Below are 19,261 nucleotides of genomic sequence, written 5' to 3'. Positions count from 1 at the left end.
GGGGGTTCCACCCCCCCCCCGGCCACCGGCCCCGCGGCCGCGGCTTGCAGCCGCGACCGCGATGTTGTTCGTACGCCTTCTGACCTGCGATGATATGAGGCACTCTCAGCCTGCTCACAGCGTTGGGGTAGGGCGGGATGTGCGACTTGCCCTTACCCTTGAACGACAGGCACAGCGCCGCAATCTCAAGGGAGGCTGGAAACAGTGAAGACATCGAACCCGGTGCTCTCGCGCCTCGGCCAGGCGGCCGAGCGGGAGCGAGCGGCCGGATACGGGCCGGCCGGTCAGCCGGGCTACGGTCAGCCGGGTTACGGTCAGCCGGCTTACGGCGAGCCTTACCCGACTGCGACGGGCTACCCCGCGTCCCCGCCGGCCGTCGAACCCATGACCATCGACGACGTCGTGGTCAAGACGGTCACGCTGCTCGGCATCACCGGCATCTCCGCGGTCGCCGCGTGGAACCTCATTCCGGACGCGCTGACCAGCGCGGCATGGATCGGCGCGGCCCTGGTCGGCCTCGTGCTCGGTCTGGTCATCTCGTTCATGCGGGTCGCCAACCCCGCACTGGTCGTGACCTATGCGGTCGTCGAAGGCGTCTTCGTCGGCATGGTCAGCAAGTTCTTCGCGGTGATCGCCGGGTTCCAGGGCATCATCCTGCAGGCGGTGGTCGCCACCTTCGGCGTCTTCTTCCTGATGGCCGTGCTCTACCGGGCACGCCTCATCCGGGCGACGCCGAAATTCACCCGAGGGCTGATCGCCGTGATGGGCGGCCTCTTCGCGGTGATGCTGATCAACCTGGTGCTGGCGCTCTTCGGCGTCGAGACCGGGCTGCGGGACAACGGTGCGCTGGGCTACATCTTCAGCCTCGTCTGCATCGTGGTGGCGTCGCTGAGCTTCATCCTCAGCTTCAACGAGATCGAGGAAGGCGTGCGGATGGGTCTCCCGCGCCGCTACTCCTGGACCGCCGCCTTCGGCATCCTGGTCAGCCTCATCTGGCTCTACATCGAGATCCTCCGTCTGCTGTCGTTCCTCCAGGGCGACGACTGACGGCTCGTCACCTAGTCAACACGGCAACGCCCGGTCCGTCTCCCCGCGGACCGGGCGTTGTCCCGTTTCCGGGGTACCCTCGCCGGGTGCCCGAGTTAGCGACCTCCGTCGACCGTCTGCTGAACCTGGTCCACCACTGGGTGGAGACCCGCTGGTCGGCGCCGTCCGGTGCGGGCACCCGCGCCGAGATGGTGCACACGCTGGTGCAGCAGCTCGCCGATCTGGGCGCCGAGGCCGAGCAGCGCCCGTCCCGCCCGGTGCCGCGCCTGCACCACATGGTCCTGCCGGACCAGATCCGCGTGATGACCGACGATCTGCTGGCCGCCAATCCCTCCGCGAACCTGCTCACCCGCGCCACCGCCGAGGTCGACCGGGTTCGCGCCGCGCTCAGCTGAGGGCCGGGGTTCGCGCCGCGCTCAGCTGAGGGTCGGGGTTCGCGCCGCGCTCAGCTGAGGGTCGGGGTTCGCGCCGCGCTCAGCTGAGGGTCAGCGCGAGCGACATCAGTCCTTCCACCGGCCGGAAGCCGGCCGCTGTGTAAAGCGCCAGGGCGGGTTCGTTCTCCGGCTCGGTCTGCAGCGACACCCGGATCGCGCCCGCGGCGCGGGCGTCGGCGATCACCCGCTCCAGCAGGGCACGAGCGGTTCCGGTTCGCCGCTGGTCCGGCGTCACGAAGAGATCGCGTACGAACCAGAAGGTGCCCAGCCGCAGCGAGGCGGGCATGACGGTGCTCGTGATCAAACCGCAGGCGTGTTCGCCGCGGACCGCCACCGACATCGCGAGCCGCCCGATGCCCAGCTGCTCGGTCAGCCATCGCCGGGTGCCCTCCGGGTCAGGGGTCTGGCCGTAGTGCACCCGGTACTCCTCGAAGATCGCCGCGGCCTGGCCCATCATGTCGCCGGCCGGCCGGATCCCGACCGGCGTCATCCCCAGCTCACCGTGGAGAGGCCGCCGAGTTCGGCGACGGCGCTGCGGTCCTCCCGGGCCAGGATCGTCACCATCCGGCTCGCTTCGTCGACGGTCACGTGCCGTCCCAGGGATCTGCTGCTGCGGGCGTCCGGGGATTCCAGCCAGAGCCGCCCGTCGTCCTCGCATCTGACCTGCACCACGGTGCCGGAGCGGGAGGTGAAAGCGGCCCAGTCGCCCGGGGTGTGCAGGCCCGGCGTGGTGAGCAGGGAGAGGGCGTCGGCGAGGGTGTCCAGCCGCGGCGCGCCCGCCCAGCCGCGTGCGGCCGTCTGGAACGTGACGTCGAGGACGTCGGTCTCCGGCGTTCCGGCGACGGTGAGGTCCGCCGGGCGTACCTCCCGGCCGGCGAAGATCGCCTCCAGCGCCGGCCAGGCGGCGAGCCGCGGAACATCCACCGGATGCTTCTCGGCGCGCCTTCCGGCGCCGCTGGCGAGGATTTCGGTGCCGCTGGCGTGCGTGTCGGCGCTGCTGGCGTGCGGTTCGGTGCCGTTGGCGTGCGTGTCGGCGCTGCTGGCGTACGGTTCGGTGCCGTTGGCGTGCGTGTCGGCGCTGCTGGCGTGCGACTCCGTGTCGCCGGCGTGCGTTTCGGCGCTGCTGGCGTGTTTCTCGGTGTCGCTGGCGAGGGTGAGGACGCCGGTGAGCCGGTCCCAGGTGCGGCTGAGCACGAGCCGGTGACCCCTGACGTCCGTGGCCTCCAGCCGGACCTCAATGCCCAGATCCGGCGCCACCTCGGTGAACAGGCGCTCGGCCGGCCACATCCCGGGCTTCTTGACCTTGCGCATCCGACCGCCGGGCCAGTCGTCGAGGAGCCGGGCGTGGGCGCGCGGTTTCGGCTGCCGGTCCCACTCGTTGACCGGCAGCCGCATCAGCTTGCCGGTGGTCTCCTCGAACGCGGCCGTTGTCTCCCCCTCCCGCACCTCGCTGCGGTGCACCGGCACGGCCGCAACGGTCAGCGAGGCGAGTTCGGGGTCGTTGAAGGCCTGCGAAGGGCGGAACACCGCCGCCCGATCGAGGGCGAGCCCGTCGGCCCGCAACTCCGCGACGTGGACGACGCCGCCGAGGTCGCCGGGCATCCGGTCCGCGGTGTCGAGCAGTGTCGCCGCCACGTCCGCCCGGAAGGTGCCCCGTGCGGCCCGCAGCAGCGTGATCACGCCGTCGCGCACCCGGAACACCGTGGTCAGCTCGCCGACGGCCGCACCGAGCCGGACCGTCTCCACGACCACATCGTGCCGCCCGATCCGGGCCGGTGTCGCATCATGGCGCCGGTCGATCCGGATCCGCTCGATGATCTCTTCGTCCCGCACCCGGCCATCCGATCAGAACCCGCCGGAAAAGGACAGGCCCGGCACGTGGTGCGACGTGCCGGGCCCGTGGTCGGGTGGATCAGATGATCAGCTGAGGCGCTCCAGCACCATGGCCATGCCCTGGCCGCCGCCGACGCACATGGTCTCCAGACCGATGCTCTTGTCGTGCCAGTCCAGCGCGTTGAGCAGGGTGCCGGTGATGCGGGCGCCGGTCATGCCGAACGGGTGGCCGACCGCGATCGCGCCGCCGTTGACGTTCAGCTTCTCCAGCGGGATGCCGAGGTCCTTGTAGCTCGGGATGACCTGCGCGGCGAACGCCTCGTTGATCTCGACCAGGTCGACGTCGCCGATGCTCATGCCGGCCCGCTTGAGGGCCTGCTTCGAGGCCTCGACCGGCCCGTACCCCATGATCTCGGGGGAGAGCGCGGTGACGCCGGTGGAGACGATCCGGGCCAGCGGGGTGATGCCCAGCTCGCGGGCCTTGGTGTCGCTCATGATGACCACCGCGGCGGCGCCGTCGTTGAGCGGGCAGCAGTTGCCGGCGGTGACCCGGCCGTCGGGGCGGAAGACCGGCTTGAGGTGGGAGACCGCGTCCAGGGTGACGCCCGGGCGAGGGCCGTCGTCCTTCGACACGACGGTGCCGTCGGGCAGCGTCACCGGGGTGATCTCGCGGTCCCAGAAGCCGTTCGCGATGGCCTTCTCGGCGAGGTTCTGGCTGCGGACGCCGAACTCGTCCATCTCCTCGCGGGAGACGTTCTTGAGCTGGGCGAGGTTCTCGGCGGTGTAGCCCATCCCGATGTAGATGTCCGGCAGCAGGCCGTCCTCGCGCGGGTCGTGCCAGGTTCCGCCGTTCTGCGCGGTGGCGACCGTGCGGGCCTGGGCCTCGGCGAAGTCGGGGTTGGTCCAGCTGCCGCCGACCAGTTCCTGCGCGGCCGAGGGCAGGCCGTCGGAGCTGCCCCGCGCATATCGCGAGACGGTCTCGACGCCGGCCGAGATGAAGATGTCACCCTCGCCGGCCTTGATCGCGTGGAAGGCCATCCGGGTGGTCTGCAGGGACGAGGAACAGTACCGGGTGATCGTGGCACCGGGCAGGCCGTCGAGGCCCAGCTTGGTGGCGACCACGCGGGCCATGTTGAAGCCCTGTTCGCCGCCGGGCAGACCGCAGCCGAGGTAGAGGTCCTCGATGAGTGTGCGGTCGAGCTGCGGCACCTTGTTCAGGGCGGCGTCGACGATCGTGGTGGCGAGATCGTCGGGACGCAGATCCTTCAGCGACCCTTTGTGGGCGCGTCCGATGGGGGAGCGGGCAGTGGCGACGATGACAGCTTCCGGCATGCGCCCAGTTTACTCACCGGTAACATGGTCGGAAGCGCAAATTTGTCACACCCGTCCGACCGCCCCGCCCACCACCCGAAAAGCGGAATTCAAACGCCGCTCAATGCCGCCTTCGCCACCGCCGGATAGAGCGCGTGCGCCCACACCCGGTACCCGTCAGCGGACGGGTGGAAGCCGTCGTAGCAGAGCGTCCCCGCGTCGGCGCGGAACACCGCACCGGTCTCCGCGGCCAGGTCGACCACCACGCCGCCGGCGTCGGTGACCACCTTGGCCTGCGCTTTCGCCATGCGGCGGCCGACCAGCCCGGCGATCTGCCGCAGCGGCGGCGCCAGCGAGCGGGCCGCCCCGAGATCCGGGCAGGTCCCCACGACCACCTGCACGCCGGCCGAGCGCAGCCGCCGGACCGCCTGCCCGAGATGCCCCGCGGCATCTTCCGGACTGCGCCCGGAAGCCGCGTCGTAGGCGCCGATCAGGATCACCGCGACGTCCGGCCGGTCGCCGAGCAGCGCCCGGGCCACCTGGGTGGCGAGGTCGCTGGAGCGCGAGCCGGCCACGCCGACGCTGGAGAGCAGCACGTGCCGCTGACCGGACTCCGGCGTGCCGTCGGCCAGCAGCCGGGCCAGCTGGCCACCGACCGTCTCGGAGAGCCACTCCACGCCGACCCCGACCGCGGCCGAGTCACCGAGCAGGACCAGGCGCAGCGGCGGAGCGTTCTGCGGGCCCATGGACGTGCGCAGGGCCAGGCCCATGGTCGGCTTCGCGTACCGCCGGGCCTTGGCGGCCAGCAGTTCGCCCGCCAGCAGTGCGGCGCCACCCACCGCCCCGGCCAGCAGGCTGGTGGCCGCGGCCTTGCTCAGTCGTTCCGGCAGCCCGGCCATGTCCCGCCTCCCTGCTCGGTTCACTCGGCATCACCCGACTTGATGATCCTCTGGGGTATACCCTACGGCCCCGTCCGGTGGGGCACCGCCGGGAACAGCGGTGGTCCGTGCACCGAACCAGTGCCGCGGCTCGCCGAACCACGGATGCCGGCGCAGCTGCGCCCACCGGCCGGCCGGTCCCCGATCGCGCCCGCCCACCTGGGTCGGGCTGACCTCGGTGCCCGGCGCGCGGACCGCCTCGTCGGCCGCCTCGGGGAGTGTGCGGACCCCCTCGGCGACCGGAACCGCGGCGCGGTCGTCCTCACCGAGGGCGGCCATCACCGTCGGCATCATCACCGCTGCGGCACGTGCGTACCCTTCGGCGGACGGGTGGAAACGATCAGAGCCGAACATCCGCACCGGATCCGCCTCGAACATCGGGCCCAGCAGGTTGCCCATCGACACGGTCCGCCCGCCGGCCTCGACCACCGCCACGGTCTGCGCGGCGGCGAGCTGCCGGCTCCACCGGCGGGCCAGCCAGCGCAGCGGCGGCTTGATCGGCTTGATCGCGCCGATGTCCGGGCAGGTGCCGACGACCACCCGGCAACCGGCGGCGCGCAGCCTGCGCACGGTGTCCGCCAGATGGCGTACGGCCGCGGGGAAGCCCGAGGCGTGGGTGACGTCGTTCCCGCCGATCAGGATGATCGCGAGGTCCGGTGCGTACTCCAGGGCCGCGTCCACCTGGTAGGGCAGGCCGGCCGAGACCGAGCCGACCACGGCCAGCCGGTGCAGCCGGACCGGCCGGCGCAGCCGCCGGGAGATCCCGGTGGCGAAGAGCGCACCGGGCGTCTCGCGGGTACGGTGCACGCCGTACCCCGCCGCCGTCGAGTCGCCGAGAATCACCAGGCTGAGCGGTTTCCCGCCGAACTTCGCCCCGTAGACACCGTCGCCGCGCGGCGGCGGCGCCTCGGCCATCGGGATCACCCGGCGCGCGTCGGCCGCCTGCCGCATCAGCAACCCGGCGGAGAGGGCGGTCAACCCCGCGAGCGCTCCGGTCACCTGCCCGGCGACCCGTCCCGCTGTTCTGATCCGCTGCCGGTCCTCGGGGGAGAGGTCGCGGATCCGCGCCGTGGCGCTAGTCCAATCGATGCTGCTCACAGTCTCCCTCGCTGTCTCTCGAAGGGAACCATCCGGCTCGCCCATGATCGGCACCTGGGGTTGGAATTCGAGGCTAACTCGCGATGGAAAGAGGCAATCATGGCGCGCCCAGGTCATGCTGGAGTAGCGGAGAAGGGAACAGACATGGCCAAAACGTTGAAACGTGCGGCGGCGTTCACGGCACTCAGCCGGGCGCTGACCGCTGGTGCCCGAGGTGGACCGTCGCTCAGCAAGCGGCTCGCGGCCCTGCCGCGGATGGCCGCCGCCACGGCCCGTGGGGAGTACGACGGCGGTCTCCGGATAGCCCTGATGGCGGCCGCGACCGCCTATGTGATCTCCCCGATCGACGCCGTCCCGGAAGCGCTGCTCTGGGTCTTCGGGCTGATCGACGACGCCGTCATGGTCACCTGGTTGGCTGGTGCCGTGCTCGCCGAGACCGAGCGGTTCCTGGAGTGGGAGCGGACCCACCCGCGCCTGGTCGTAAAGTAAAGCGTGCGCTATTACGACAACGTGGTCGAGATCATCGGTAACACTCCGCTGGTCCGTCTGAACAGCGTGACCGAGGGCATCAGCGCCACCGTGCTGGCCAAGGTCGAGTACTTGAACCCCGGCGGCTCGGTGAAAGACCGGATCGCGCTGCGGATGGTGGAGGACGCCGAGAAGGCGGGCCTGCTCAAGCCGGGCGGCACGATCGTCGAGCCGACCAGCGGCAACACCGGCGTGGGTCTGGCCCTGGTGGCCCAGCAACGCGGTTACAAGTGCGTCTTCGTCTGTCCCGACAAGGTCAGCGAGGACAAGCAGAACGTGCTCCGGGCGTACGGCGCGGAGGTGGTGGTCTGTCCCACCGCGGTCGCGCCGGAGGACCCGCGCTCCTATTACAACGTCTCCGACCAGCTGACCCGGGACATTCCCGGCGCCTGGAAACCGGATCAGTACAGCAACCCGGCAAACCCGCGCTCGCACTACGAGCAGACCGGCCCGGAGCTGTGGGAACAGACCAACGGCAAGATCACCCACTTCGTGGCCGGGGTCGGCACCGGCGGGACGATCAGCGGCGTCGGGCGGTACCTGAAGGAGCAGGGGCCGGTGCGGATCATCGGCGCCGACCCGGAGGGCTCCGTCTATTCCGGTGGGACCGGCCGGCCGTACCTGGTCGAGGGCGTCGGTGAGGACTTCTGGCCGACGGCGTACGACCAGAGCGTCACCGACGAGGTCATCGAGGTGAGCGACTCGGACTCGTTCGAGATGACCCGCCGCCTCGCCCGGGAGGAGGGCCTGCTGGTCGGCGGCTCCTGCGGGATGGCCGTGGTGGCGGCGCTCGAGGTGGCCCGCAAGGCCGGCCCGGACGACGTCGTCGTGGTCCTGCTGCCGGACGGCGGCCGCGGTTACCTGTCCAAGATCTTCAACGACAAGTGGATGGCCCGGTACGGGTTCCTGCGTACCCAGGCCGGCACGCCGACGGTGGCCGACGCCCTGGCCGGCAAGGGCGCCGAGATCCCGCCGCTGATCCACGTGCACCCGACCGAGACGGTGCGCGACGCGATCGACTACATGCGGGAGTACGGCGTCTCCCAGCTCCCGGTGCTGAAGGCCGAACCGCCCGTGGTGACCGGCGAGGTGGCCGGTTCCATCTCGGAGAAGGCGCTGCTGGACGCGCTCTTCACCGGCCAGGCCCACCTGCACGACACGATCGAGAAGCACATGAGCGACGTGCTGCCGATGATCGGCGGCGGCGAGCCGGTGGCCGAGGCGGTCGTGCTGCTGGAGAAGGCGGACGCCGCGATGGTCCTGGTCGACGGCAAGCCCGCGGGCGTGCTGACCCGGCAGGATCTGCTCGCCCACCTCTCCTGAGGGTCACCTCGGGCTCAGGTGCGACACCCGCTCCCAGGCCGGGTCGGGCGTGACGGTGATCCGGACACGCCCGCCCGGCCAGGAGGCGACCAGCGGTTTCAGCGCTTCGGCAATGGCCGGGCGGTCGGCGTACAGGTGGGTGGTGCGTACGCCGTCGCAGGTCTCGTGGGCGACGACGACCGCGCCGTCCGCGTACCGGCCGAAGTGGTCCTCCAGGGCGTGCAGTCGGGGCAACACGTCGTCCGCCGGGAGGCCGTTGTCATCTCGCCCCCGGTAGGGCACGTCCAACTGGACGTGCAGGTCGTGACCGGGATGGCAGGCCGGCCGTAACGGGCTCTGCACAAGAGCGAGGAGCGGTCTGCCGTCCCGGGTTCCGGACAGCGCTCGCCAGTGGAAACTGCCGTCCGCCGGTGCGAGGCCGGTGACCAGGGCAACCAGGTCCCGGCCGGTCAGGCCGGCGCCGGGCACGGTGGCCGCGGAGATCGCGCCCACCCAGATCTCGACCGCATCTTCGCCGAGCAGCCAGTCGAGCGACAGGAAGGCGATCTGGTCCCGCGCCTCCTGCGGCATGCCGGGGAACGCCGGGTGCCACACCTCGACGTGGACGCAGTCCTGCTCCTGGTCGACCTCGGCGCTGAACCGCAGGTCACCGAGCGCTAGTTGGTGCCCGGCGATCGACAGGCGGCTGCCGTCGAGTGCGCCGGGGTTGCCTTGGCGCGCGCTCGCATATCCGAAGGTCTCGTCCGGCGCCGGGCCGGCCCGGCGCCAGCGCTCGGCCACCGAGCGCAGCTCCGCATCGCCGCCCGCGCTGATCACCAGCAGATGCCGGGACGCGGTGCCGGCAGCGAACTCCCAGTGCAGCTCGGGATGGATGGCCGACACCAGCGTGCCGATCTCCTCGATCAGCCGGTCATCGGGGCCGCCGGAGATCTGCTTCTCGGCGCGCATCCGGCCACCCGCCGCCCACCACGACCAGAACGCCTCGATCGCCACCGCCGGATCCGGCTTTCGTCGCCGCCTGAAGATCATTCGCGGACGGTACCGCTAATCAGGCCAGCTCGGTGGGGACGGTCACCACGTCGACCAGGGCGTTGCGCCGCAGCAGGGTGATCGGCAGGTCGACGCCGATCGCCGGGCCCAGCATCAGCCGCTGCAGCGTCTGCACGCTGCTCACCGGCTGCCCGCCCGCGGTGATCAGAATGTCGCCCAGGTAGACCCCGGCCTTGCCGGCCGGGCTGCCCGGCACCACCTCCACCACCCGCAGGCCGGTCTTCTGGCCGAGGCGGTCGGCCAGCGGCGGCGGCAGCGGGACCGGCATGCCGGCCACGCCGAGCCAGGCCCGGCGCACCCGGCCGGTGGCGACCAGCTCACCGATGATCGAGCGGGAGGCGGCATTGATCGGTACGGCGAGGCCCAGCCCGTACCCCGCGACCGCCGTGTTGATGCCGACCACCGTGCCGGTGGAGTCGGCGAGCGCACCGCCGGAGTTGCCCGGGTTGAGGGCCGCGTCGGTCTGGATGACGTTGTCGATGATGCGGACCCGGCGGCCGTCCCGGGCCGGTAGCGAGCGCCCCAGCCCGGAGACCACGCCCGCGGTGACCGAGCCGGCCAGGCCCATCGGGTTGCCGACGGCGACCACGAGCTGCCCGATCCGCAGGGCGTCGGCGTCGCCGAGCGGCGCGGCCGGGGCGCCCGGACGATGCACCCGCACCACGGCGAGGTCGGAGAGCGCGTCGGCGCCGACCACGTCGAACGGGGATTCGGTGCCGTCGGCGAAGGCCGCCGAGCCGCCGGTGGCGCCGGCCACGACGTGCGCGTTGGTCAGCAGGAACCCGTCGTCGGTGAAGGTGACCGCGGAACCGGCTCCGCCGCGGGGCGATCGGACCGAGAGGGCGGCCACCGAGGGCAGGAGACGGGCGGCGACGCCGGTCACGATCCGGCTGTAGGCGTCCAGCGCCTCGGATTCTTCGGTGTCCATGTGACAGACAACAGCCGCTGACTTGAGTCGATGCCCGCGCGCCGTCCGCCCACGGCGAACATTGCCCGTTACGGATAGTCGCCACAGTCGCACAGACAGTCCGACCGGCCGATGGCTTGTCGCGGTTGTATGTGTCGTGACGGAGCTATGAACCAGTCCCGGACGGAGGATTAGGGAATGGTCGACGTCGACGAGGCGGCGCCCGCCGACATCGTGGACCGCCTGCTGTGGCGGGACGCGCAGCACATGCTCGGCCGCCACATGGCGGCCGGTGTGGACGGCAACTGTGTCTGGTGTGGATGGCGCTGGCCGTGCTCGGCACGTCGCCTGGCAGAACGGGCCGACGCCGCGGCGCGCCGGCCGTGGCGCGAGGCCTGGACGTTGCGGCATGACGTCAACAGCATGCGTACCCTGCCCGGCCGCCGATACGGCCTGGACGACTACGACAACGCTCCCGGCCGGCACCGCCCGGAGTTCGGCCACAACGACAATCAGTGGAGGTACCTCGACTGACTCGCAGACCTCGACGTCGCCGAAGCGCTTGACCGTCCCCCGGCAAGCAACGGCTTCCCGGCCCGGCGACGTCCCCCGGCGGTGACGCCGGAGCGCCCCGCCAGCGTTCCGGTATCCCGCGCCCAGACCCGCCCTTGAACTGGTACCGGACCAGCACGCCTCCGCTGGTCCGCGCCTCCGGCCAGGCGCATCCGGTTCGGGCGGGGCGGTGGGCGGGAGTACGCGACCAACAGGTTCCCCCGCATTCACTCGGTCTCGTACTCCCGCCCCACCAGCACGCCGCTTCCCCCGCGGCGTGCTTTCCGCTTTCTCACCCCATTTTTCGTACGTACTAGCACAGCCCTGTGGCAGCCCCACCCCACCGGTTACCGGCTGACCACCAGTGCTGCCTCCGGCGCCACGGCGCGACACTGGCGGTCAGCCGAGTTCTCCGGCTGACCGCCAGCGCTGTGTTCGGGGCGCTGAGACGACGCTGGGTGTCAGCCGAGGGGGTGGGTGTAGCGCAGTTGGGGGAGCGGCGTGTCGTTCACCGGGGCCACCCGGGTCGCGCCGTCGGGTTGCCAGCCGCCGCTCTCGTAGAAGCGGCGGGCCACCTTGTTGCCCTCCAGCACCCAGAGCACCGCGCGATCGGCCTGATAGCGCGGCAGATCGCCGAGCGCCTTGATCATGAGCTGCCGGCCGATCCCGGTGCCGACCCACGCCGGGTCGACGTGCAGGGCGTAGAGCTCGGCGGCGCCGGGGGTCTCGCTCGGGCCGATGTAGCTGAAACCGATCAGCTCGCCGTCCTGCTCGGCGACGGTCATCCGGTGCGTCTCGCGCTCCCAGCGCCACCGCTCCGTCCACCACTCGGCGAGCATCTCCGGGCCACGGCCGGCGAACGTGGCGGGGTCGAGCAACCCGGCATAGGCCGCGGCGCGGGACCGGTGGTGCAGGGCGCCGACGGGAGCCGGATCAGAATCCTGTGCCGGACGGAGCAAAACGGTCATGGCTTCGACGGTAGCCCGGTCAGCCGGCGACGCGCCGGGGCGGCATCGGCACCCGCATCAGATCCTGGGCGATCACGATCGGACCGTCGAACTCTTTACGGGCCTCGTCGAGGAACCGGCCGGCGTCCTGATAGCGCTGCGAGAAGTGGGTCAGGACCAGCGTGCCCACGCCCGACTCGCGGGCCACCGCGGCGGCCTGGCCGGCCGTCAGATGGCCGACCTGCGCGGCCATCACGGCGTCCTCGGCCAGGAACGTCGACTCGATCACCAGCAGATCGACGCCCTCGGCCAGGGCGAACACGTTGTCGCAGAGGCCGGTGTCCATCACGAAGGCGAACCGCTGGCCCGGGCGGACCGTGCTGACCTGCTCCAGCGTCACGTCACCGAGCCGCCCGGTGCGCTGCAACTCACCGACGGCCGGCCCGCTGATGCCGAACTGCGCCAGCCGGTCGGGCAACATCCGGCGGGAATCCGGTTCGGTGAGGCGGTAGCCGTACGTCTCGATGGAATGCCAGAGCGGCAGCGCGGTGAGGCGCCCCGCCGAGGTCTCCACGCTGAAGCCCGCGCCGACCGGCGACGGGACGATCTCGGCGTGGTCCCAGTAGCTGGTGGCGTGCCGCAGGCGGTCGTAGAACTCCTGGCCGCCGGCCGGGAAGTGCACGGTTACCGGGTGCGGCACCCGGTCCAGCGAGACGCGCTGCAGGATGCCGGGCAGGCCCAGGCTGTGATCACCGTGGAAGTGGGTGATGCAGATGCGCTTGAGCGGGGAGACCGCGAGGCCGGCCAGCAGCATCTGGCGCTGGGTGCCCTCACCCGGGTCGAAAAGGATCACCTCGTCGTCCCAGCGCAGCAGGTAACCGTTGTGGTTGCGGTGCCGGGTGGGCACCTGGCTGGCTGAACCGAGCACGACCAACTCCCGCATCTGAGCCCCCGCACCGTTCGCGCCGCAGAAATCTCGTGCCGCAGAGATCTCGCGCTGCGGAAATAAAGCGACCCCAGGGGATTCTCCACACTCGCGAACGAGTGCGGTCCGGTCGGACAAGGCCGGATCCCCTGGGGTCGGGTGGCTGTCTGGTACTCGCCGGGCCGCTGCCACACGGTCTCGACGTAGAAACGAAGTTCTAGCTGTCAAGGACAGCGGCTAGCGGACAGCCACCTCACGAGTCCCGTTGCTATACAACTTCGGACCACCTCCCTTCACGTGTACGGCCACGTTAACCACCGGGAGGGGATCCTGCCAACGCTTTTTGAATCACTACAGCCGCGGGAATACCCGGGGCGACATTTCGGTTCCTTCCACCACGAGTGAGGCGGGCCCCACCAGCTTCGGGTCCGGAGTGCCGACGATGTCCGCGTCCTTGTCGGCGTAATCGAAGCGGTGCAGCACGTACCGGATCGCCTCCAGCCGGGCCCGCTTCTTGTCGTTGCTCTTCACCACGGTCCACGGGGCGTCGGCGGTGTCCGTGTAGAAGAACATCGCGTCCTTCGCCTCGGTGTAGTCGTCCCACTTGTCCAGGGACTCCAGGTCCATCGGCGAGAGCTTCCACTGGCGCACCGGGTCGACCTGGCGGATCGCGAAGCGGGTGCGCTGCTCGCCTTTCGAGACCGAGAACCAGAACTTCACCAGATGGATGCCGGACCGGACGAGCATCCGCTCCAGCTCCGGGGTCTGCCGCATGAACTCCAGGTATTCGTGGCGCTCGCAGAAGCCCATCACCCGCTCCACGCCGGCCCGGTTGTACCAGGACCGGTCGAACAGCACGATCTCACCGGCCGCCGGCAGGTGCTTGATGTAGCGCTGGTAGTACCACTGGGTCTCCTCGCGCTTGTTCGGCTTCTCCAGTGCCACCACCGAGGCGCCGCGCGGGTTCAGATGCTCCATGAAGCGCTTGATCGTGCCGCCCTTGCCCGCGGCGTCCCGGCCCTCGAAGAGGATCACCAGCCGGGACCCGGTGTCCTTGCACCAGTTCTGCAGCTTGAGCAGCTCGATCTGCAGCAGCCGCTTCTGATGGTCGTACTCGGCTCGTGCCAGCCGCTCGTCGTACGGGTAGTCCTCGCGCCACGTGTCGACCGGGGAGCCGTCCGCGTTGAGCAGCCGCGGATCGTCGTCCTCGTCGTCCGCCACGCGATAGCCGCTCAACTCGGCAATCGGTCCCTCATAGGGAGGAGTGGTCCGCTCCTCGTCCGTCATCAAGCCTTCGCCAGCCAACGTCGCACCTTCTTACGCCGGGACGCCCGCACGAGCGCGGGCACCGCTCGGAGAGTCTCTTTACCCACCGATTCCTGCCTGCCGTATAGCACGCCGAAATGAAAACTGTCCGAACCGAGTTCGCGCAGCACCTCGCGGGCGACGGTGGAGTCCTGATGGGCGCCGAGGCCGTCCTGCAGCGCGGTCAGCGCCTTCACCAGACGCTTGGCGGGCTTGCCGGCCTCCGGCTGGATCAGCTCGACCGCGTACCGCGCCTTCTTGTAGGTCTTGCGGGCCTCGTGGATCTCCTCGTCGACGCCGGAGGCCATCGCCGCGTCCAGCTGATCGTCGGCCTTGCGGACGATCTTGCGGGTGCGTTTCGCCGGCTTGGCGGAACTCGCCGGCGGGCCGTCCACCAGCTCGTCGATGCAGTCCAGCAGATTCAGGTAGCGGTCCGAGTCGAGCGCCTCGGCCAGCTGCTCACGGCCCAGCTCCACCCGGTGCTCCAGCCCGGAGCGGATCCGCTGCGCGGCCGGCTCGAACTCCGGGCCGGACTGCTCGACGTCGGCCAGCAGTTTCTGCTCCAGCACCTGCGGATCACGGACCGCGCCCAGGGCCTGCGCCAGCCAGCGCAGCTCGTTGCCGGTGTCCGTCTCCGGGAACCACCGCTTGTAGGTCTTCAGCGTGCTGCGCAGACGACGGGTGGCGACCCGCATCTTGTGCACCGCCTCCTCCTCGCCACGGCGGGCTGCGGGGTCGCACCCCACAATGGCGTCGCGCTGCTCACGGGCGTACCGGAAAACGGGGTTGATCTTGCCCTTGGTCTCCTTCTGGCGGCCGGCGGCGAGCCGCCCGGCCAGCGCCCGGGCCACCTTCGACGGGCCCGCCGCAGGCGTGGCGCCGGCGTCGAGCAGCGCCTGCTCGACCGCGTCGAGCACCGCCACGTCACCCTCGACCAGCTCCACCTCGACCTCCTGCCAGGAGGTCTGCTCACCGTCCGACTCGGCGCGGACCTGATCCTGCGCGACCAGCGCGAGCACGTGGCCCTCGGCGTCGCGCAGCGGCGTCTCCACCCGGTGTGTGCACAACCGGGCGACCGGGACCACCGGCCGGCGCCGCACATGAACCCGGACCAGGCGCGACAGCTCGTCGGGCACCGTGTCGCTCTCGCCGGACACCCGGTGCTCGGTGCGCCCGGAACCGTCGCCGGGCGTCTTCAGGTGCCAGCCCGCGTCGGTGCCGCCGGTGCGTTTGCGAAGTGTCCGACGGTTTTTCATCAACCGCAGGTCTTCGGTGTCGAAGTAGGTGGCGTCGAGATCATGGATCTCGGCGTTGCCGACGCTGGCGATGCCGGCCGCACCGGCCAGGTCCGGAAGTTCGAAGGTCTCGGGGACGTCGTACTTGCGCTCGGTCTCGGTGGCGATCTCCACACATCAATGGTGCCCGTTTCCAGGCGACAAACACAGCGGTGTTTCAGGTTCCGCTGGCATCGTGGGAGCCCGGCTGAAGAAGGAGTGCCGCATGGAGAAGCCCGAAGGTCGTCCCGTCTCCCTCGCCGGCCTGCGCCTCATCGGCGCGGGCGCCGTCCTCGGTCTGGCCCTGACCGTCCCGGCCACGCCGGCGCAGGCCGACCCGCCCCGGCCGCCGGCATCCCCGGTCGCCGAGCACGACGCGCCGGAGGAGTGACGGGTCAGAGCCGGGCGTTGTCCGCGTCCCGCAGGTACAGCGCCCGGGCGTAATTGGCGGTAGCGGCCCCGTAATACATGGTCGCGAGGCCCATGTGGAAGTTGTTGTTGGTGATCGCGTTCTTCGCCGTGGCGGTCGCCGACCAGCGGATCTCCGCATCGGAGGCGCTGATCCCGCGGCGTGCGCAGCGCTGCCGGTTCATCTCCTTGCCGGTGCGCCAGGTCTCCATCGCCTTCTCGGCCTCGCGCATCATGGCCCGGCCCTGCTGCAGCAAAGTCTCAGCGAGTTCCCAGGCGGCCCGCTCAGCGTTGTTCTGAAAACCCGGGGACATGGTTCACCTCCCGCTCTCGTAACTCCGAGTTTGGGCAGGATTTCTGGATATGTCGATCTTTTTCGATCGTGTGTGTGAAAAGCGGGCCCAGCTCTTGCCGAGCGCGGGATCGGCTGATCAACGAGCTGGCTCGGCGGGCCGCCCGCAGGGCCGGCTTGCCGGGCCTGCGGCCTGCTGGGCCGGCCGGCTTGCTGGGCGGGCGTCAGTCGATGACGGCGCCGGCGGTGAGGTTGATCTCGGTGGCGGTCATCGTTGCGGCCCAGTCGGAGGCGGCGAACACGGCCGCGTTGGCGACCTGGTCGTAACTGGGGCGCCGCGGGAGCAGCAGCCGCCCGGCTTCCGGGTCTTGCTCTTCCTGGCTCGGCCGGTCCTGACCGGGGCCGTCCGTGCCGGGCTCGCGCGTGCCGGCCTCGCCGGTGCCGAGCTCACCCGGGTTCGGTGAGCCCGGTGAGAGCAGCCAGGCGACGCGCACGCCGTGCGGGCCGAGTTCGGCGGCCAACTGGCGGCACAGGCCGGCGACCGCGGCCCAGGCAACATGGGAGCCACCGAGGTCGGGGATGGCTTCGCGGCCGCCACCCATGACGAGAATGGCCCCTCTGCCGCGGTCGACCATGTGCCGGGCGGCCGCCGTGGCCACGTTGAACGTCGAGGTGACCGCCTTGGCAACCGGCTGCATGACGTCCCCGACGGCCATGTCCACCAGGGGTGTGCCCTGGATGTCGTCGTTGAAGGTGGCGTTGAAGCACACGTCGATGCCGGCGTGACGCTCGGCGACCGCGGCGGCGTGCCGCTCGACCGCGTCCCGGTCCACCACGTCGACAACATCGACGTGCGCAACCCCACCGGCCGCGCGGATGCGCTCGGCCACATCTTCGAGGGTGGCCCGGGTACGCCCGGTCAGGTGCACCGTCGCACCTTCCCGCGCGAACGCCCGCGCGACGGCCGAGCCGACGGAGCCGCTCCCTCCGTGCACGATCGCAATGCGGTTCTCCAGCAGCATCATCGATCAACCCCCTCGCGGGCGAAACCGGTTGCGTGGCCGAGCCCGCACCTGCTGGAGCAGGTACGGGGCTCAGGGCGCCGTCAGTTGGTGTGACGACCCCGATCGGACAGGTCGAGCCGTTGGGGCCGTTGTCGCAGTAACCGTACGGATTCCTGGCGTCCGTTAGGTGCTACTGATGGCAACTGTTCCCTTCCGGTCGACGCTTCAGACCTGTCGCAGTTCGCTCTGCCAGCGGGCGAAGCGTCGGCGCAAGTCTTGGATCGCTGCGGAATCAATGCCATAGGGAGCGAAAGCGGCATCGGTGATCTGATCGAGCGCTCCTAAACGTCAGCGAAGGTTGCCCGGTCGAATCCGGGATCGGCTGACTTCGCGAGTTGGAGAAGTTGATCGCACGAATAGCGTCCGCTGGCAAGTATCGCATCGATGTCGAGGAAGTCCCGGGCCAGCGCGCGGCCGTAGAGCGCGGCCATCTTGTTGCTGACTGCACCGTCCGGATGCAGCACCGGGTCGACGCTGAGTGTCACCGGTGGGTGGGCGCGCCAGTCGGCCGCCAGCTCCATTTTCTGCGGCTCCGTGCCGGCCTCGTCTTCGCGGGTGACAAGAAGCCGGGCGAAGGTGTCGGCGCGAGCGACGACCTCGACCACGAAGCCGCTGTCGGTCAGGGCCTCGATGACGAGATCCGCGACGGCGGGAAGTCCGCTCGGCACTGCCAGTCGGTGAACAGATCGACATCGCCGCTCGGCCGGTTGCCCATGCCGTGCTCCCTGACGGCGTAGCCGCCGGCGAGAGCGAGTCCGTATCCACTTCCCGCGGCGCGGGGCGATTTCGGCCAACGCGCGGTGACGTGGATCCATGCGGGGGACCTTACGCGGCGGTGACCCCGGAATCGGTCCGCCTGAGTTCCGGAAAGCGTTCTTCCCACGCGCGGCGTAGATCCGGTGGTAGCCAGAGCGATGGCCAGAGCTGCGTGAGAACTGTTAGATCAAGGAAGGCGTGAAGGTCATCCGCCTTGGTCGCCTCGATCAGGACCGTGCGATAGAGGTCGACAATTCGGCCAGGGCTGTCGAGGTCGTAGTCAGCCGAACCGGACCATTCGAGGTGACGTGGCAGTTTGACGACACCCGTGGTCCGGCCGTGCAACAGCGTGAGGTCGTCCGCAACGACGACAGGTTTGGCATATCGACGCACGACGGTCACCTCCTCCTCGTTCATCGTGGCACGAGACGGGCACCAGCGCGGCGCCCGTCTCGGTTCACCGAGGTCGGTTGGTGCGCGCGACGCCGATCGGGCAGGTCATGCCGTTCGGGCCGTGGTTGCAGTAACCGTACGGATTCTTCGCGTCCGACACGTACTGCTGGTGGCAGCGCTTTCCGTTGGATGCCGCCGAGCGGCCGGGCGACTCGATGCGGGACCGAGCGGCTATGAGACGTCGAAGAGGCGCAGGCCGTTGTGCTCGGCGAAGTCGGCGTAGTCCTTGCCGTTAGATGTCGCCAGCGGCAACTGGTCGACCAGGCAGCACGCCGCGATCCATGAGTCATTGATCGGGCGAGGCCGCCCGCGAAGCTGCGCCCTGGCTTGAAGGTGGCCCCAGGCTGTGGCCACCGCCTCGTCGAACGGCAGGACCACGACGCTGGAGCGCCACTCCGCCAGGCTTGCCAGCTTGCGTGGCCCCCAACTACGCAGTGCGGTCCACTTCGTCAGTTCGCCGAGCGTGACGAAAGTGATGCACAGGGTCTTGCCGACCAGTCGAGTGCGGAGCCGATCATGCAACCTGCCTCGGAGAATCGCGGACGCGACGTCGGTATCCAGAACTACCAGGCCCACGCGATCCCGGCCCGCCGTGAGGCGTACACGTCGGTGAGAAACTCGTCCAGGTCGTCGTCGGACTCGAACAAGTCTGGCCGGGCGAGGTCATCGATGGAGGCGACTGGTTGAACGCCCTGGCGGCGAGCCAGTTCTGCGGCCGTCACATGGTTAGCGGCCGAGGGCCACGCGAAATTCGGTTCAGCGTTGCTGGACATGAGGACACCTCCGCCAAGTCGGGCACCGCCATTGTCCCACTCG

At 70.2% G+C, this 19,261-nt stretch carries 23 protein-coding genes and 1 pseudogene; 6 read left to right on the top strand and 18 right to left on the bottom strand.

Features of this window, described 5'->3' with window-relative positions:
- The first annotated feature begins 204 nt into the window (after nucleotides 1–204).
- On the top strand, nucleotides 205–1,047 hold the full coding sequence (locus AB0F81_RS14870; protein WP_360196605.1) for a Bax inhibitor-1/YccA family protein: 843 nt from the start codon (nucleotides 205–207) through the stop codon (nucleotides 1,045–1,047).
- Nucleotides 1,048–1,133: 86 nt separating this feature from the next.
- Nucleotides 1,134–1,442, top strand: a complete 309-nt coding sequence (locus AB0F81_RS14865; RefSeq protein ID WP_360196602.1) for a hypothetical protein — start codon at nucleotides 1,134–1,136, stop codon at nucleotides 1,440–1,442.
- 79 nt (nucleotides 1,443–1,521) lie between these two features.
- On the opposite strand, the gene AB0F81_RS14860 is transcribed toward AB0F81_RS14865, so the two are convergent.
- The 5 genes from AB0F81_RS14860 to AB0F81_RS14840 form a co-directional block, all read right to left on the bottom strand.
- Nucleotides 1,522–1,971, bottom strand: a complete 450-nt coding sequence (locus tag AB0F81_RS14860; RefSeq protein WP_360196599.1) for a GNAT family N-acetyltransferase — start codon at nucleotides 1,969–1,971, stop codon at nucleotides 1,522–1,524.
- Nucleotides 1,968–3,314, bottom strand: coding sequence for a hypothetical protein (locus AB0F81_RS14855; RefSeq protein WP_360196597.1), 1,347 nt, complete (start codon nucleotides 3,312–3,314; stop codon nucleotides 1,968–1,970). Before AB0F81_RS14855 ends, AB0F81_RS14860 begins: the two co-directional genes overlap by 4 nt.
- A gap of 87 nt (nucleotides 3,315–3,401) precedes the next feature.
- Complete coding sequence (locus AB0F81_RS14850) at nucleotides 3,402–4,646, bottom strand: acetyl-CoA C-acetyltransferase (protein WP_360196594.1); 1,245 nt, start codon at nucleotides 4,644–4,646, stop codon at nucleotides 3,402–3,404.
- Nucleotides 4,647–4,735: 89 nt separating this feature from the next.
- Nucleotides 4,736–5,524: an SGNH/GDSL hydrolase family protein gene (locus AB0F81_RS14845; protein ID WP_360196591.1), complete on the bottom strand. Its 789-nt coding sequence runs from the start codon at nucleotides 5,522–5,524 to the stop codon at nucleotides 4,736–4,738.
- A gap of 30 nt (nucleotides 5,525–5,554) precedes the next feature.
- Complete coding sequence (locus tag AB0F81_RS14840) at nucleotides 5,555–6,592, bottom strand: SGNH/GDSL hydrolase family protein (protein WP_360196638.1); 1,038 nt, start codon at nucleotides 6,590–6,592, stop codon at nucleotides 5,555–5,557.
- A gap of 213 nt (nucleotides 6,593–6,805) precedes the next feature.
- Here AB0F81_RS14840 and AB0F81_RS14835 point away from each other — a divergent pair, with 213 nt between their 5' ends.
- Both AB0F81_RS14835 and AB0F81_RS14830 read left to right on the top strand, forming a co-directional pair.
- Entirely contained in the window at nucleotides 6,806–7,150 is a 345-nt protein-coding gene (locus tag AB0F81_RS14835) for a YkvA family protein (protein ID WP_360196588.1), read from the top strand.
- A gap of 3 nt (nucleotides 7,151–7,153) precedes the next feature.
- Entirely contained in the window at nucleotides 7,154–8,512 is a 1,359-nt protein-coding gene (locus AB0F81_RS14830; RefSeq protein WP_360196585.1) for a cystathionine beta-synthase, read from the top strand.
- Between the two features lie 3 nt (nucleotides 8,513–8,515).
- Here the strand turns inward: AB0F81_RS14830 and AB0F81_RS14825 are convergent, their stop codons facing one another.
- Nucleotides 8,516–9,541 carry a DUF695 domain-containing protein gene (locus AB0F81_RS14825; RefSeq protein WP_360196582.1) on the bottom strand — a complete coding sequence of 342 codons (1,026 nt, stop codon included), beginning with the start codon at nucleotides 9,539–9,541 and terminating at the stop codon, nucleotides 8,516–8,518.
- A gap of 19 nt (nucleotides 9,542–9,560) precedes the next feature.
- On the bottom strand, nucleotides 9,561–10,490 hold the full coding sequence (locus AB0F81_RS14820) for a trypsin-like peptidase domain-containing protein (protein ID WP_360196579.1): 930 nt from the start codon (nucleotides 10,488–10,490) through the stop codon (nucleotides 9,561–9,563).
- A 177-nt stretch (nucleotides 10,491–10,667) separates the two neighbouring features.
- Between AB0F81_RS14820 and AB0F81_RS14815 the strand changes: the two genes are divergently transcribed.
- Nucleotides 10,668–11,003 (top strand): hypothetical protein, encoded by a 336-nt coding sequence (locus AB0F81_RS14815; protein ID WP_360196576.1) that lies wholly within the window; start codon nucleotides 10,668–10,670, stop codon nucleotides 11,001–11,003.
- A gap of 479 nt (nucleotides 11,004–11,482) precedes the next feature.
- Here AB0F81_RS14815 and AB0F81_RS14810 read toward each other — a convergent pair whose 3' ends face one another.
- The 4 genes from AB0F81_RS14810 to AB0F81_RS14795 all read right to left on the bottom strand — a co-directional run bounded on the left by AB0F81_RS14810 (nucleotide 11,483) and on the right by AB0F81_RS14795 (nucleotide 15,607).
- Nucleotides 11,483–11,989, bottom strand: a complete 507-nt coding sequence (locus AB0F81_RS14810; RefSeq protein ID WP_360196573.1) for a GNAT family N-acetyltransferase — start codon at nucleotides 11,987–11,989, stop codon at nucleotides 11,483–11,485.
- A 19-nt stretch (nucleotides 11,990–12,008) separates the two neighbouring features.
- Nucleotides 12,009–12,911 carry a ribonuclease Z gene (locus AB0F81_RS14805; RefSeq protein ID WP_360196571.1) on the bottom strand — a complete coding sequence of 301 codons (903 nt, stop codon included), beginning with the start codon at nucleotides 12,909–12,911 and terminating at the stop codon, nucleotides 12,009–12,011.
- Nucleotides 12,912–13,244: 333 nt separating this feature from the next.
- A complete protein-coding gene (ppk2, locus tag AB0F81_RS14800) occupies nucleotides 13,245–14,180 on the bottom strand; it encodes a polyphosphate kinase 2 (protein WP_360196568.1) in 936 nt (311 codons plus the stop codon).
- Nucleotides 14,180–15,607: a CYTH and CHAD domain-containing protein gene (locus AB0F81_RS14795; protein ID WP_360196565.1), complete on the bottom strand. Its 1,428-nt coding sequence runs from the start codon at nucleotides 15,605–15,607 to the stop codon at nucleotides 14,180–14,182. Before AB0F81_RS14795 ends, ppk2 begins: the two co-directional genes overlap by 1 nt.
- A gap of 91 nt (nucleotides 15,608–15,698) precedes the next feature.
- On the opposite strand from AB0F81_RS14795, the gene AB0F81_RS14790 reads away from it, so the two are divergent.
- Entirely contained in the window at nucleotides 15,699–15,863 is a 165-nt protein-coding gene (locus tag AB0F81_RS14790; RefSeq protein WP_360196563.1) for a hypothetical protein, read from the top strand.
- A gap of 4 nt (nucleotides 15,864–15,867) precedes the next feature.
- Here the strand turns inward: AB0F81_RS14790 and AB0F81_RS14785 are convergent, their stop codons facing one another.
- The 7 genes and pseudogenes from AB0F81_RS14785 to AB0F81_RS14755 all read right to left on the bottom strand — a co-directional run bounded on the left by AB0F81_RS14785 (nucleotide 15,868) and on the right by AB0F81_RS14755 (nucleotide 19,218).
- On the bottom strand, nucleotides 15,868–16,194 hold the full coding sequence (locus AB0F81_RS14785) for a hypothetical protein (RefSeq protein WP_360196560.1): 327 nt from the start codon (nucleotides 16,192–16,194) through the stop codon (nucleotides 15,868–15,870).
- Between the two features lie 202 nt (nucleotides 16,195–16,396).
- Nucleotides 16,397–17,197 (bottom strand): SDR family oxidoreductase, encoded by an 801-nt coding sequence (locus tag AB0F81_RS14780; RefSeq protein WP_360196557.1) that lies wholly within the window; start codon nucleotides 17,195–17,197, stop codon nucleotides 16,397–16,399.
- Nucleotides 17,198–17,517: 320 nt separating this feature from the next.
- The gene (locus AB0F81_RS14775; RefSeq protein WP_360196555.1) at nucleotides 17,518–17,904 is read right to left on the bottom strand and encodes a hypothetical protein; all 387 of its coding nucleotides are present in this window, start codon (nucleotides 17,902–17,904) and stop codon (nucleotides 17,518–17,520) included.
- A gap of 157 nt (nucleotides 17,905–18,061) precedes the next feature.
- Nucleotides 18,062–18,409: a hypothetical protein gene (locus AB0F81_RS14770; RefSeq protein ID WP_360196552.1), complete on the bottom strand. Its 348-nt coding sequence runs from the start codon at nucleotides 18,407–18,409 to the stop codon at nucleotides 18,062–18,064.
- A gap of 40 nt (nucleotides 18,410–18,449) precedes the next feature.
- A pseudogene (locus tag AB0F81_RS14765) lies at nucleotides 18,450–18,557 on the bottom strand (peptide-methionine (S)-S-oxide reductase); the annotation flags it as partial.
- Between the two features lie 59 nt (nucleotides 18,558–18,616).
- Complete coding sequence (locus AB0F81_RS14760) at nucleotides 18,617–19,021, bottom strand: type II toxin-antitoxin system VapC family toxin (protein WP_360196549.1); 405 nt, start codon at nucleotides 19,019–19,021, stop codon at nucleotides 18,617–18,619.
- Entirely contained in the window at nucleotides 19,009–19,218 is a 210-nt protein-coding gene (locus tag AB0F81_RS14755) for a hypothetical protein (RefSeq protein WP_360196546.1), read from the bottom strand. Before AB0F81_RS14755 ends, AB0F81_RS14760 begins: the two co-directional genes overlap by 13 nt.
- Nucleotides 19,219–19,261 lie beyond the last annotated feature (43 nt).

Source organism: Actinoplanes sp. NPDC024001, from assembly GCF_040638955.1.
Classification (GTDB): Bacteria; Actinomycetota; Actinomycetes; order Mycobacteriales; family Micromonosporaceae; genus Actinoplanes.
Note: the sequence above shows the minus strand (reverse complement) of the source record. Positions and strands in the feature narration are given on the sequence as shown.